At 63.2% G+C, this 14,272-nt stretch carries 12 protein-coding genes; 9 read left to right on the top strand and 3 right to left on the bottom strand.

Annotated elements, in window-relative coordinates; translation table 11 throughout:
* The 4 genes from AC1DX0_RS08915 to AC1DX0_RS08900 are packed head-to-tail and all read left to right on the top strand — an operon-like array spanning position 1 to position 4,326.
* The gene (locus tag AC1DX0_RS08915; RefSeq protein ID WP_477355037.1) at positions 1-2,205 is read left to right on the top strand and encodes a hydantoinase B/oxoprolinase family protein; all 2,205 of its coding nucleotides are present in this window, start codon (positions 1-3) and stop codon (positions 2,203-2,205) included.
* Positions 2,202-2,687 (top strand): acetone carboxylase subunit gamma, encoded by a 486-nt coding sequence (locus tag AC1DX0_RS08910; protein ID WP_477218458.1) that lies wholly within the window; start codon positions 2,202-2,204, stop codon positions 2,685-2,687. Before AC1DX0_RS08915 ends, AC1DX0_RS08910 begins: the two co-directional genes overlap by 4 nt.
* 13 nt (positions 2,688-2,700) lie before the next feature.
* Positions 2,701-3,471 carry a glucose 1-dehydrogenase gene (locus tag AC1DX0_RS08905; RefSeq protein ID WP_477218457.1) on the top strand — a complete coding sequence of 257 codons (771 nt, stop codon included), beginning with the start codon at positions 2,701-2,703 and terminating at the stop codon, positions 3,469-3,471.
* Positions 3,472-3,498: 27 nt separating this feature from the next.
* Positions 3,499-4,326 (top strand): SDR family NAD(P)-dependent oxidoreductase, encoded by an 828-nt coding sequence (locus AC1DX0_RS08900; RefSeq protein WP_477355034.1) that lies wholly within the window; start codon positions 3,499-3,501, stop codon positions 4,324-4,326.
* Between the two features lie 59 nt (positions 4,327-4,385).
* Here the strand turns inward: AC1DX0_RS08900 and betI are convergent, their stop codons facing one another.
* On the bottom strand, positions 4,386-5,024 hold the full coding sequence (betI, locus tag AC1DX0_RS08895; RefSeq protein ID WP_477218455.1) for a transcriptional regulator BetI: 639 nt from the start codon (positions 5,022-5,024) through the stop codon (positions 4,386-4,388).
* 111 nt (positions 5,025-5,135) lie between these two features.
* Between betI and AC1DX0_RS08890 the strand changes: the two genes are divergently transcribed.
* The 5 genes from AC1DX0_RS08890 (at position 5,136) to AC1DX0_RS08870 (ending at position 11,987) form a co-directional block, all read left to right on the top strand.
* The gene (locus AC1DX0_RS08890) at positions 5,136-6,173 is read left to right on the top strand and encodes an alcohol dehydrogenase catalytic domain-containing protein (protein ID WP_477218454.1); all 1,038 of its coding nucleotides are present in this window, start codon (positions 5,136-5,138) and stop codon (positions 6,171-6,173) included.
* Positions 6,174-6,288: 115 nt separating this feature from the next.
* Positions 6,289-7,227, top strand: coding sequence for an ABC transporter substrate-binding protein (locus AC1DX0_RS08885; protein ID WP_477355031.1), 939 nt, complete (start codon positions 6,289-6,291; stop codon positions 7,225-7,227).
* Between the two features lie 111 nt (positions 7,228-7,338).
* Positions 7,339-8,400, top strand: coding sequence for a quaternary amine ABC transporter ATP-binding protein (locus AC1DX0_RS08880; protein ID WP_477218452.1), 1,062 nt, complete (start codon positions 7,339-7,341; stop codon positions 8,398-8,400).
* Complete coding sequence (locus tag AC1DX0_RS08875) at positions 8,397-10,487, top strand: ABC transporter permease (RefSeq protein ID WP_477355028.1); 2,091 nt, start codon at positions 8,397-8,399, stop codon at positions 10,485-10,487. The genes AC1DX0_RS08880 and AC1DX0_RS08875 overlap by 4 nt, the downstream gene beginning before the upstream one ends.
* Positions 10,488-10,673: 186 nt before the next feature.
* On the top strand, positions 10,674-11,987 hold the full coding sequence (locus tag AC1DX0_RS08870; protein WP_477218450.1) for an O-antigen ligase family protein: 1,314 nt from the start codon (positions 10,674-10,676) through the stop codon (positions 11,985-11,987).
* Positions 11,988-12,182: 195 nt separating this feature from the next.
* On the opposite strand, the gene AC1DX0_RS08865 is transcribed toward AC1DX0_RS08870, so the two are convergent.
* Together AC1DX0_RS08865 and AC1DX0_RS08860 are read right to left on the bottom strand one after the other, a co-directional pair.
* Positions 12,183-13,442 (bottom strand): polysaccharide biosynthesis/export family protein, encoded by a 1,260-nt coding sequence (locus AC1DX0_RS08865; protein WP_477218449.1) that lies wholly within the window; start codon positions 13,440-13,442, stop codon positions 12,183-12,185.
* An 84-nt stretch (positions 13,443-13,526) separates the two neighbouring features.
* Positions 13,527-14,204, bottom strand: a complete 678-nt coding sequence (locus AC1DX0_RS08860) for a sugar transferase (protein WP_477218448.1) — start codon at positions 14,202-14,204, stop codon at positions 13,527-13,529.
* Positions 14,205-14,272: the final 68 nt, after the last annotated feature.

The raw sequence follows: 14,272 nt of genomic DNA, 5'->3' as shown, positions 1-14,272 counted from the left end.
ATGTTGGACAAACCTGCTTCGGCCCTGCGCCTTCGCGAAAGACTGCTCGATTCCGAGCGGCTGATGGAAGAGACCGGCTGCTATGACGGCATCACCGAGCTCACGCTGCGCAACCAGGATCCGCTGAAATTCGAGACGCTGCACACCAAGCTGCGCGCCTATTGCGTCTCGGCCCGTGAAATGGCCCGCCGCATCTCGGCCTCGCCGGGCGTGCGCGAGGTCGGCGAGATGGTGGTCGCCATCTACACSCCCGAGGGTGACGCCATCGCGCTGTCCAACGGCATCATGGTGCATGTCCACACGATGAGCCGCTTCATTAAATGGATGATCAAGAACAAYTAYGAGGAAAACCCGAAGATCCGCGAAGGCGATATCTTCGCCAACAACGATGCCTTTATCGGCACCGTTCAGGTGCCCGACGTCATGGACGTGGTGCCGATCTTCCACGAGGGCACTCTGGTCGGCTGGGCCGGTGCCGTCTGCCACGAACTGGAGGCTGGCGGCATCACGCCGGGCGGCGACGTCTGTCTGGCCCAGGAGCGCTTCACCGAAGGCCTGTTCGTCTGCGCCGAGAAGATCGGCGAGAACGACGAGATCCGCCGCGACTATGTCATCCGCTGCGAGCGCAATCTGCGCATGCCGATCTACTGGGTGCTSGACGAGAAGGCCAAGGTCGCCTCCTGCATCGACATGCGCGAAAGCGTCAAGCAGCTGATYTCCGAGATCGGCCTCGACTAYTGGATGAAGGTGTCGAAGGAGTTCATCGAGGARGGCCGYCGCGCSCARCTYGCCCGYACCCGCCAGCTYACCGTGCCCGGCATCTAYCGCGGCCACACTTTCTACGGCCACGTCACCGCGGGAAAACCCGGCTTCCAGCTGCTTGGCGATCCCGACTGGCTCTACAACATCCCGATCGAGATGGAGATCACCACCGACGGCAAGATCACCATGGACTTCGAGGGCACGCAGCCCTGGGGCTACCATTCGATGAACTGCACGCCGGCCGGTATGGATGGCGGCATGTTCGTCACCTTAACCCAGCACATGAATTTCGAAGGGCTGGTCAATGACGGCGCCTGGATGGCGACCGAGCTGAAACTGCCGCATGGCACCTGGACCAACCCTGACAACGAGATGGTCGCCACCGCCACCTCATGGGCGCTGCTGCTGCCGGCCTATGGCGTGTTCCAGCGGTTGCTGTCACGCGGTTTCGTCGCCCGAGGTTTCGTCGAGGAAGCTTTTGTCGGCCAGGTCAACAGCCCGATGATCGAGATGGGTGGCGAAAGCCAGTACGGCACGCCGTTCGGCATGGCGCATTTCGAATGCGCTGCTGCCGGCTCCGGCGCGCTGGCCATCGCCGACGGTCTCGACACCGCCTATGTCGGCTGGAATCCGGAATCCGACATGGGCAACATCGAGGTCTGGGAACAGTCGATGCCGATGGTCTATATCGGCCGCTCGATCGTTCCCAATTCGGGCGGCGCCGGCAAATATCGCGGCGGCTGTTCCTTCGTCTCGACCTGGCTGATCAACAAGACCTCGCATCTGCGGCTCCACACCTCGGAGCATTCTTCCAGAGTGTTCGACAATGGCGGCATGTGCGGCGGCTATCCCGCGCCGACCTGCCAGAAGCATCGCGCCGTGCGCAACTCCAACATCCACGAACTGGCGGCAAAAGGCGAACCACTGGCGCATGCGCCCGGCATCGACCCGCATGTCTCGGATTACGAGAAGAACATCGGCGGCGATCATGTCGTGGTCGAGGGTCCCTACATCACTTCGCCGCACAAATCCGGCGACATCTTCAGCCATTCCTACAATGGTGGCGGTGGTTATGGCGACGTGCTGGAGCGCGATCCGATCAAGACGGCCTGGGATGTCGAGAACGGGTTCCTCACCCGCCAGGCGGCCGACCAGATATTCGGCATCATTCTGAAGGACGACGCTGACGGCTATCCGGTTGCCGATATCGACGCGACGGTCGAACGCCGCGCCGCCATGCGCAAGCAGCGGCTGGCCAAAGCGATCCCCGTTTCGGACTGGATCGCCGCCGAGCGTGGCCGCGTCGAGAAGGCCGACTTCGCCCCCGAGGTGAAGAAAATGTACGCCAGCGCGATCAAGCTTTCCTCGCGCTTCACCAGGGAWTTCAGYGAKTTCTGGAACGTCGAYGCCARATCGATCTTCATGCCGGGAGCAAAGCCATGACCTCGTACAGCAAGGAAATCCTTGCCGATCTGGCCGCCGGCCAGCTGCCCTGGCCGCAGACGCGGCGCATCATGAGCGCCTACAAGGACGATGACCGCTTCTTCAAGATGGTCGCCGTCTACCAGGATCGCGTCTCCTGGAAGGACCCGATCCTGTTGCCGGTCTCGGACCACCTGTTCATCTGCCAGAGCGGCGATGAGCGGATCACCCGCTGCGAATGCGGCCATTCCTTCGGCGACTACCGCAAGAACTGGAAGCTCAAGGCCGCGATCAACGTGCGCAACACCGAGGAAGCGTTGCGCGAGATCTACCCGAACAGCGACATTCCCGATCCGCAGTGGATGGAGATCCGCGAATTCATCTGCCCGCAATGCGGCACCATGCACGAGGTCGAAGCGGCAGCCCCCGGCTATCCCCTGGTGCATGATTTCGAACCCGACCTCGAAGGCTTCTATCGCGAATGGCTAGGCAAACCGCTGTAAGGACATTGATCTTGTGAACCGCGTCGCAGGCAAGGTAGCGCTCGTCACCGGGGCCGGCATGGGCCTCGGGCGGGCGGCTGCGTTGCTGCTGGCGGCCGAGGGGGCAAAGGTCGTCGTCAGCGACATCGATGAGACGGCTGCCCGCGAGACGGCCGAGTTGATTACTCAAGACGGCGGCGAAAGCCTCTCACTTCGTCACGACGTTTCGAATCCCGACGACTGGTCGCCGGTAATGGCGGCGGTCGAGCAAAAATTCGGACGACTCGACGTGCTGGTCAACAATGCCGGCATCGCCATTGCCAAAAACATCGAGGACACCTCTCTCGAGGAATGGCGGCGCACCATGGCCGTCAATCTCGACGGCGTGTTCTTCGGCTGCCAGCAGGGCATCGCCTTGATGAAGCAATCGGGCGGCGGCTCGATCATCAATTTGTCGTCGATCGACGGCATCATCGGCGAAGCCGACCTTGCCGCCTACTGTGCCTCCAAGGGCGGTGTGCGCACGCTGACCAAGGCGGTCGCGGTGCACTGCGCTGAAAAGCGCTACGGCATCCGCTGCAACTCCATCCATCCCGGTTATATCTGGACGCCGCAGACCGAGAACTATCTGCGCGACCTCGGTAAGCTCGAGCAGGAAAAGGCCAAGGCACTTTCCCGCCAYCCCATMGGSTTCCTCGGCGARCCCAACGACATCGCCTACATGGTSCTCTACCTCGCYTCSGATGAATCSAAATTCGTCACCGGCTCCGAAATGGTCGTCGATGGAGGCTACCTTGCCGTCTGAATYTCAAACCTGCGGAGAATACGCCTGATGACAAACCTTTCCGGCCGCAGCGCGATCGTCACCGGCGGGTTTTCCGGCATGGGCTTCGCTATCGCCACCGCCCTGGCGCAGGCCGGCGCCAATGTCGCCGTCGGCTCCTACATCGCGCCTGCCGGCGCCGATAAATCCGATGCCGCCTACTACCCCGGCGCCGACGAGATCGAGCGCGTRCGCTCGGCCTTGTCGGYCCATGGCACCWGGGTYCATGCSGCTCATCTCGATGTCCGCGACAGCGAGGTCACCAACCGTTTTGCGGCGGAAGCTGGAGCGGCCATCGGGCCGGCCGACATCCTGGTCAACGCCGCCGGCACCACCGCCGAGCAACCGGTCTGCGGTCACTCCGACGCGCTGTGGGACAAGATCGTCGACACCAATCTCACCGGCGCCTTCCGCGCAACGCGTGCGGTGCTGCCGGGCATGATCGAGCGTGGCTGGGGCCGCATCGTCAACATCGGCTCGACAGCCGCCTCCGTCGGCTGGAAAGACAACCCGGCCTATTGCGCCTCCAAGGCCGGTCTGCTCGGTCTCACCCGCTGCGTGGCGCTGGAGGGTGCCGCACATGGCGTTACCTGCGTCATGATCAGCCCGACCTGGGTCGAGACCGAACTGATGCGCCGCAACGTGGCGCAGGTCGTCGAGCGCGAAGGCAAGGGGCGCAGCGCCGAGGCGGTGATGGACGAATTCAGGAAGGGCAATCCCCAGGGGCGCATGCTGCAGCCCGAAGAGATCGCAGCCCTTGCGGTCTTCCTCTGCTCGGATCTGGCCAAGGGCATCACGATGGAAAATATTCAGATCACCGGCGGAGCCTTATGGTGAAACCCGCGCCGGCTAGGAGCGCTTACAACCGCTCGCCGCCGGCGACGCATTCGAGAACGTTACGCCGCCTGCAGCTGAAGCCTTTTCAGTTTCGACACCATGCCCGCGCCAAGCATCTTTTCCGAATATTCAATGAGCAGCGCTCTCGCCTCCAGATGCGAGATGTTTTCGTCGGAATGGCCGCGCCGCAGCCAGAAGCCGTCGAGCATGGCGGCAAAGCCGCGCACGAAGTGGTCGATCTCGCTCTTCGGACAAAGCGGCGACAGCGCCGAACCGATGTTCGACCGCAGGCGCTTGTAGAAAAGATCCTGCAGCTGGGCATAGCGCGGGTTGTGGGCGGCTTCCGCGTAGAAGGAAACCCAGGCGTTGGCGGTGTTGCGCTCGAACTTCTCCTCCGGAAAATTGCCATCGACGATCGCCGTCAGGCGATCCCACCGTGTTTCCGCCTGACGCAGATTGATGACGACGGCATCCATGAGAACCCGGTTGGCGTATCGCACCATCTCGAACAGCACCTGGTCCTTGTCCTTGAAATAATAGGTCAGGATGCCTTGCGACATGCCGGCTTCGTGGCAGATGCGGGTGGTCGTCAAGCCTTTCAGGCCATCGCGCAGGAAGATGCGATGCGCCGCCTCGATCAGCTCGACGCGCCTGATGTCCTCGATACGGGTCCTTTGTTTCTTAGTCCTGGTCGCCATGGGTTTCGTATATCCGACGAAATTTTTGTACGCTCTAACAAATTTTTCTATTGTCATATAATTTTTGCAGGCTTAGGCTGCAAAGGCAAGCATTGGCCGGGCGGATTATCGATGACGTCGCACACTCAAACGATGCGGGCCGCGGTCCTCGGCGGTTATGGTGAGCCGCTCGATATCACCAGCGTGCCTCGCCCTGTCGCCGGTCCAGGCCAGATCCTGGTGCGGCTGCAGGCCTGCGGCGTCTGCCACACCGATGTGCATATCTGGCGCGGCGAGAGCATCCCGCCGCATGCGCCGTCTCCCTTCGTCATGGGCCATGAGGGCGTCGGCCGCGTCGAGGCGATCGGCGAAGGCGTGAGCGGCTGGGCGTTGAGTGATCGGGCAGGCGTGCCCTGGATCCACGACACCTGCCGCCATTGCGACGAATGTCTGGATGGCGACGAATCCTTCTGCCAGCACCATCGCGCGCATGGTCTGAATGTTCCCGGCGCCTTTGCCGAGTATGTCGTCTGCGACGCCAGTTTCGCGGTGGCACTGCCAGAGACCATCGACCCGGTGACCACTGCCCCGGTGATGTGCGCCGGCATCACCGCCTATGGCGCGGTGAAGCGGGCCGGGTTGAAGCCGGGCGAGAGCGCCATCGTCTTCGGCTGCGGCGGGCTTGGCCTCTATGCGGTGCAAATCGCCAGCCGGCTCGGCGTCAAGGTGCTCGCGGTCGATCGCGATCCGGCGAAGCTGGAAATCGCGCGCCGCTATGGCGCGGCTGAAGCCGAGATCGCCGACAGCGGCCTGCCGTCGATGCTAGCGGCGAGGGCCAAAAAATATCACGCCTGCATCAACTTCGCGCCGACCACCGCGACTTGGGACGCCATGGTCGCGGGCGTCCGCCCGCGCGGCAGGATCATTGCCGCCGCCATGGTGTTCCAGCCAGTGCCGCTCATTCAGGAATGGCTGACAGCCACCGGCGTCGTCATCACCGGCACCAGCGTCGGCACAAGACAGGAAATGCGTGAACTGGTCGCCATGCACGCCAGACAGCCGCTCGAAACCACCGTCGAGACCATCAGACTGGACCAGGTCTCGGACGCGCTCGCCACGCTTGAAAGAGGCCAGTCGAAAGGCAGGTTCGTCATAGACTTCACGAGGTAGTCGACCGGAAATGCCTGCAGCCAGCGGAGTGGCTGTGGGAAGAGGCTAGCGGCAGTCTCGCCATCAAGGATGAAATTCAGCTCGAACCATAACATCCAAAAACAGGGGAATGATCATGCCGAATTCAAGGAACAGATTGAGGAATGCCGGAATTGGCCTGGCGCTGGTGCTGGCCGCCACGACGCCGGGCCTGAGCGCCGATCTCGGCGCCAAGGACGAGCCGATCAAGCTCGCCATGTTGGAATGGACCGGCGCGCATGTCTCCACCCATATCGCCGGCCAATTGCTGGAAAAGCTCGGCTACAAGGTCGAATACGTCACCGCCGGCAACTTCCCGCAATTCTCCGGCCTTGCCGACGGCACGCTGAGTGCCTCGGTTGAAGTCTGGMTGAACAATGTCGGCGACATCTATCCCAAGACGCTTGCCGCCAAGCAGATCGAGGACGTCGGCAAACTTGACCTCAAGACCCGCGAAGGCTGGATTTATCCGAAGTTCATGGAGAAGGTCTGCCCTGGCCTGCCGGATTGGAMTGCGCTCAACAAGCCCGAATGCATCCAGGCGCTGTCGACGCCSGAGACCGCGCCCAAYGGCCGCTTCCTCGAYTATCCCGCYGACTGGGGTTCGCGCGCSGCGACCATYCTYGCCGACAAYRCSATGCAATACACCGCCGTGCCGGCCGGMTCSGARGGCGCGCTKGTCGCYGAACTCGARGCMTCCGAGGCSGCSAAGTCGCCRYTGGTSATGATGTTCTGGGGYCCGCACTACGCGCTSGCSGAAAACGAKGTCGGCTGGATCACCATGCCGCCCTGCAAGGTCCAGAGCAACGACCACTGCATCACGCCGCCCGATGTCGACAAGATCGTCTGGTCCGGCTTCGGTGCCAAATGGCCGGCGGCCTATGCCTTGCTCAAGACGTTCAAGATGGACGCCACCGAACAGCAGAAGCTGATGCTGGCCGTCGACAAGCAAGGCAAGGATCTCGATGCCGTCGTCAAGGAATGGGTCGACAAGAACGAGGCCGTCTGGAAGCCCTGGGTCGACGCGGCCAAGTGACAAGCGGCCAAGTGACAAACGTCATGTCTCCTCGCCCGTGCGGTGGCCGATCTGCCGACCTGGCTCCGCGTTTTGCGGAGCCGGGTTCGGCTCGTGTGAGGGCCTGAAGCGATGAATGCCGCCGCGCCCTCGATCAAGCTCGCCTGCCGCAATGTGTGGAAGGTCTATGGGCGGCGTCCCGCCTGTTATTTCGATTCCCGTGGCTACGTCATCGAGCCGGACGTGCTGGCCGAACGGCTGCGCGCGGAGGCGCATCTGCCGGCCGTGGTCGATGCCACCTTCGAAGTCGCGACAGGCGAGATCTTCGTCATCATGGGGCTCTCCGGTTCCGGCAAGTCGACGCTGGTGCGCTGCCTGTCACGGCTGGTCGAGCCGAGCGCCGGCGAAATCCTGCTCGACGGCCAGGATCTGCTGAAGGCCAGCGGCAAGGAACTCATCGAGCTGCGCCGCCATGCCATGGGCATGGTGTTCCAGAATTTCGGCCTGCTGCCGCATCTCACCATCCTGGGCAATGTGGCCTTCCCGCTGAAAATCCAGGGCAAGCCGGTGAAGGAGCGCGAAGCCCGTGCCCGCGAGATGATCGCGTTGGTCGGGCTGGAAGGCCGCGAAACCTCCTTTCCGCATCAGCTTTCCGGCGGTCAGCAGCAGCGCGTCGGCATTGCCCGCTCGCTCGCCGTCGGGCCGGAACTGTGGTTCCTCGACGAGCCATTCTCGGCGCTCGATCCACTGATCCGCCGGCAGATGCAGGACGAATTCCTGCGGCTGCAAAGGAAGCTGAAGAAGACCATCGTCTTCATTACCCATGACATGGCCGAGGCCTTCCGCCTGGCCGACCGGCTCGCCATCATGCGCGCCGGCAAGATCGTCCAGATCGGCCGCCCGGCCGACATCGTGCTCAACCCTGCCGACGACTATGTCGCGCAGTTCACCGAGGACATGCCGCTGCTGCGCGTCATCACGGCCGGTGATCTGGCGACGCCGCTGGAGGCAACGGCCGCGCCCGAGGAGACCATCGCCGCCGACACCAGCCTGGAGGAACTCATCCCGCGCCTGGCGGCTGGTGTTCGCGCGTTCCGCGTTGCGGGTGAGGGCGCCGCACCGCCGACCCTGTTGACCGCCGGTTCCGTGCTGGCCGTGCTGGAGCGCGAACAGAAAAGGCGCACGCGCTCGTGACCGCGCCGGCGGCATCGTTCCGGTCCTCGCCGAGGGTGGTGATCGAGCCGGCGCTTCTGCCTTGGTGCGCGTTCATCGTTCTGACCGCATTGTGTCTTGTCCTGAAGATCGATTTCCCCTGGCTGGTGACGTTCCCGAAGGAGTGGACCTTGCCGCTCGCGCCGGCCATCAACGCGGCCACCGACGCCGTCGTGACCGTCGTCCAGCCGGCATTTCGCGCTTTGTCCGCTGTCCTCGACGCGCCGATGCGCGGCGCCCGCCTGGTTCTGGTCTGGCTGCCATGGCCGGCGGTGATGCTGGCGATGGCGGCGCTGGCGCTGAAATCGAGCGGCATTCGGCTGGCGGCCTTCGCGCTGCTTGCGCTCGGCTACATCCTGCTTGCCGGCTATTGGCCGCAAAGCATGAGCACGCTGTCGCTGGTGCTGCTCGCCGTGCCGATCTCCACCGGGCTCGGCTTCGCGCTTGGCGTGCTCGGTCACGGCAGTCCGCGCCTGCGCCCGGCGCTGCTCGGCGCGCTGGACCTGATGCAGACCGTGCCGGCCTTCGCCTATCTCATTCCGTTGCTTCTGCTGTTCGGCTTCGGCCCAGTGGTCGGGCTGATCGCCAGCGCCATCTATGCGACGCCGCCAATGGTGCGCAACACCATGCTCGGCCTCGACCGCGTGCCCTCCGACATCGGCGAGGCCGGCTTGATGAGCGGATGCACGCGACGCCAGCAGTTCTGGCACGTCGAAGTGCCGACCGCGCTGCCGCAAATCCTTGTCGGCTTCAACCAGACAACGATGGCGGCGCTGTCGATGGTGATCGTCGCCGCCATCATCGGCGGCTTCGAGGATATCGGCTGGGAGGTGCTGTCGTCGATGCGCAAGGCCGAGTTCGGTCAGAGCATCCTGTCGGGCCTCGTGATCGCGCTGCTTGCCATCCTCATCGACCGGCTGACCATCGGCTTCGCCAAGGAGCGTCCGGCCGGACCRACGGCGGCCATGGCCTGGATGACCGGCCGCCGGCTCGTCATGGCCTTGCTGCTCGCAGCCATGCTGGCGATAGCCATCCGCTTGATATGGCCGGATGAGACATGGCTGCCGGCGAGCGGGCTGCGCATGCAGGTCGGCGGCATCAATCAATGGCTGCTTGGCCTCGTGCGCGACTACGCCTGGTTCTTCGACGGCCTGCGCAACGGCGTGCTGTATTGCCTGCTGCTGCCGCTCAGGATTGGCATATCGGGCGCCGCCGTTCCCGCCATCTGGGGTTTTTCGCTGTCGCCGACCGCGAATGCGGCCTATGCCGTCGCGGTCCTGCTTGGCTGCACTTTGCTGCTGCATCGCTTTGGCTGGCGACCGGCACTCGCGCTGCTGGTCGCCGGTACCTTGCTTTACACCGGCTTTCTCGGTTTCCCCTGGCCGGTGTTMATCCTTGGCATTGCCTTGCTCGCCTTCCAGGTCGCCGGCCTGCGGCTCGCGCTGTTTGCCGCGGCGGGTTTCCTGCTGATCCTCTTTAACGGTCTGTGGGGTGCGCTGATCCAGTCGCTCTACCTCTGCACGCTGGCGGTGCTGCTTTGTCTGGTGATCGGCGGCGCGCTCGGCGTCTGGGCGGCTTACAGTGAACGCGCCTCGCGCGTCCTCAGGTCGGTCTGCGATGCGCTGCAAACTATGCCGCAATTCGTCTTCCTGATCCCGGCGCTGATGTTCTTCAAGGTCGGCGAGTTCACCGCGCTGATCGCCATCATGCTCTACGCGATCGTGCCGCCGATCCGCTATGTCGAGCACGGCTTACGGCATGTGCGCGCCGATATCGTCGAGGCGGTCGAACAGATGGGCGCGACRCCGGCGCARACGCTGTTTCAGGCCAAGCTGCCGCTGGCGCTGCCGGTGGTSATGCTKGGCCTCAACCAGACCATCATGGCGGCACTGTCCATGCTTGCCATCGCCGCTTTGGTAGGCACACGCGATCTCGGACAGGCGGTCTATGTCGCACTGGGCAAGGCCGATGCCGGCATGGGCCTGATCGCGGGCCTGTCGATCGCCTTTCTGGCGATCCTCGCCGACCGCCTGATCCAGGCGGCCGTGGCGGCGCGGGCTACCGGCTGATCTCTCGCCCTTCGCGCCGGTGTAAGACAAGGTGACCGGATTTGCCATTGAGCATGCGGTGCGATAGGTTATATTGCACTGCACAATGGAGATGCCGTTTATTGCACGCCCCTGTTTGCGGATATGCCAGCCGGCTTGCGGCCTGCCTGGCTTGCGCGTCTTGGGTCGCGTCGACGGGACCCTGAGATGAAAATTCCAAAGTCCCTGCTGGTCGATCCGGAGAAGAACTCGGTCTATGGCGCCTTTGCCGTGGCCGTCTCGATCTGGGCGTTCTCCTATTCCGTCATTTTCGGCCAGGTGCTGATCCTGGCCTACTATGCCGTCTGGCTTCCGCTCATCCTGGTCGACTACCGGCGCTTCCTGCGGCAGATGTCCAGCGCCTGGCTGCCACTACTGTTCGCGGCCTATATCTTCTTCTCGGTCTTCTGGTCGCAGGCCCCAGGCGTCACCGCCAGAACGGCGGTCCAGTACCTTTCCCACATTGCCTGCGCCTATGTCGCGGCGCGCGCCGTCAGCGTGCGGACCCTGACGCTGGGCGCGCTGATCGGGATATTCTTCGTCCTCGTCTATTCGCTCAAGGTCGGGGCCTATTCCGAGGACGTCCTCGACGGCACCTACAATTTCGTCGGCGCCTTTGCCTCCAAGAACCAGATCGGCTTCGTCGGCTCGCTCGGCATCTATTTCTCCGTGGTGTTCCTCGCTTTCCTGCGGCGTGGCCGGCTGAGCTTCATCCTGACCGTGCCTGTCGTGCTGTTGTCGGCCTATGTGCTGGTCGTCTCGCACTCCGCCACCTCGATGGCCTCGATACCGGCGGTGCTGGCGCTGATTGCACTTCTTGCCATGACCAAGCTTTTGTCGCGGCGCTATCGCCGGGTGATCTTCGTCGTCGGCGCCGGCCTGATTGTCGTGGTGGCCTTTGTCGCCCTCAATCTCGGGCTCATGGACTTCGTGCTTGGCCTCTTCGGCAAGGATTCGACGCTCACCGGGCGGACCTATCTGTGGGAGCAGGGCTGGAACGCCGCGCAGCGCTCGCCGATCCTTGGCGTCGGCTATGCCGCCTATTGGGTGCAGGGTTTCGCCGAGGCCGAGCGGCTGTGGAACGAATTCTACATCTCCACCCGCACCGGCTTCCATTTCCACAACACCTATGTCGAGGCGCTTGTCGAACTCGGCTTCACCGGCACGGCGATGATATCGCTGATCATGCTGCGCACGCTCTACGGCCACGTCTCGACGGTGATCTTCAGGGCATGGCAGGCCGAATCGGTGGTTCTGTTCGGCGTGATGGTGCTGCTGCTCATCCGCTCCTTCGTCGAAGTCGAGATCCTGAACCCCTACATCATGGGCTCCTTCCTGATGTATTTCAGCTACTTCAAGCTGGCGCGGCTGCCCGTCACCCGCACGCGCTGGTCGCCGGCCTTCGACCCGGCGGATGCCGCAAGGGGCGAGCCGGCCTGGCCCCGGCATGCCGGCCGTCCGGCCATCGCCGATCCGTCGTGAACCCATGCATGTCGCCCAAAGGCGCATAGCGGCTTTGGGGCAACGATATTCGCGTGAATTCCTTCGAAGCGGCGTGCTTTATCGTTTCACGGCCTCAAATCGCACATAGCAAAACCTCCGCCAGGCAAGGCCTGACGGAGGTTGGAATTCTCTGCGTTATGGATCGAAGCGCTGGATCGCGCCGAAGTCCGAGGCCTACTGGCTGGCGAGCGGCGCCAGCTTGACCTTGATCACGTCGCCAGGCAGCACCGGCGTGTCTTCCTTGGCGGCGATTTCGCTGGTCTTGCCGTCGACATTGCGCACCAGCGCATAGAGCAGGGTGGGCTGCTGGTCGTTGGTGATGGCGGCTGTTGTCGAGGGATCGCTGGCCTGGGCGATCAGGCCCTTCTGCATGTTCACCTTCAGCGCGGCCTCGTTCAGGTCGGCTTCGGTCTGCTGACGGGCGGCGGCGAGGGTCGAGCTCAAGGTGTTCTGGGCATCGATGGCGTCCTGCGTCGCCTTGCTGATCGACTGCTTGGCAGTGAGGATGGCAGTCTCATAGTCCAGGATCTTGCCTTGCAGGTCGGTGACGGACTGTTGCGAATCCAGGAGCCGCGAATTGGCGATCAGGCCTTTCTGCGCCAGCGGACCGATGCTGGCGAGCTGTTGCTGCGCCAGGTCGACCTGCTTCTGCTGGTTGACGATCTTCTTCTGCAGCGATTCGATTTCGGCCTGCAGGACACCTTTGAGGTCGTCGAGCGCCTCGAGCTTCAGCTTCAGCGCCTTCTGGTCCGCCGTCAGGATCGTCATCTCGTCGGCGACGATGGTCGGCAGCCTCGGGTCGCCCTCGACCTCCTGCGGCGCCTCGAAGCTCGTCTTGCCGGCCAGATCGGCATCGATGCGGGAGCGCCTGACGATCAACCGGACGCGCTGGTCGTCGGAGATATCGAAATTGCCCTTGGCGGTGACCAGGTCCTTGCCGAACTGGGGGCCGTAATCAGTGTTGCGCCTGATCCCGCCGGCGACGCTGATCGCCTTCAGCACCGTCAGATCGGGCACATAGGGAAACTGGCCGGGGTTCTGTACTTCGCCCGAAATATAGAAGGGCCGGAACTGCGCCATCTCGACCGAGGCTTCGGGCTTGTCCGACAAAGCGAGCTTGTGCTGCAACCCTTCGCTGATCGCCGCCGCGACCTCCGCCGTGGTCTTGCCGGCCGCCGGCAGCTCGCCGACGAAAGGCACCGACAGCGTTCCGCTGGGGCCAACCGTGTATTCACCGTTCACCGCCGACCAGTCACGGAACGTGCCTTCGACGGTCTGCCATTCGGCGATGCGGACGGTGAGCTTGTCCTGCGAGCCGAGCTGGTATTCGCCTGATATGGCGAGCTGGGGAAGAAAAGCGAGCGACACCGCAAGGCATGAGGCCATGAGCCGAGAGCGGCCGGAAAAGCGGCCGCTGCCAAAGGCTTCGAACATGTCTGTTTTCAACTGAACATTCCGATCCGTTTTAGCCCCATCGCCCGATGAGCTTGCCGCCGGATGCCTGGTGCCGGCGGCCGGTCAGTAAGAGCCGCGTGACATCCAGACGGCTGGCACGGTCTTGATGATGATGCGAACGTCGCCGAACAGCGACCAGTTCTCGACATAGTGGCGATCGAAGGCGACGCGGCTGTCGTAGGAGACGTCGTTGCGGCCGCTGACCTGCCACAACCCGGTCAGGCCAGGCCGCGACTTCAGATAATACACGGCAGCGCTGCCGTAGATTTCCAGCTCATCGCGCACCACCGGGCGAGGCCCGACAAGGCTCATATCGCCCTGCAGGATGTTGATGATCTGTGGCAGCTCGTCAAGGCTGAGCTTGCGCAACACSGCKCCGACACGGGTGACGCGCGGATCGTTCTTCAGCTTACGTGTCGCTATCCATTCCGCGTTGGCGTCCGGATTGGTGGCGAGATAGGCGGCCAGCACCTTGTCGCCGTCCGGAACCATGGTGCGGAATTTCAGGCACGGAAAGATCCGTCCGCCGCGACCGATTCGCCGATGACCGTAGAAAATCGATCCACCGTCGGAAAATTTGACCAGCAGCGCTATCATGACGAACAGCGGGCTGAGAGCGAGCAGACCAGCCAGTGAACCGGCAATATCGAAGCTGCGCTTGATGAGGCCGCCGATCGGCGGCGGAAAGTCGGTGTCAGGCTGCGAAAAGTCCGCCGTGGCCGACTTGGCGATATCCCTCATGCGGAAACTCCATGCGTTGAACGAATGGTTCACCACAACGATACCAAAAAAATGCTGCAGCGCAACAC

Source organism: Mesorhizobium sp. P3_A9, assembly GCF_056402975.1.
This window is presented reverse-complemented; position numbering and strand designations above follow the sequence as displayed.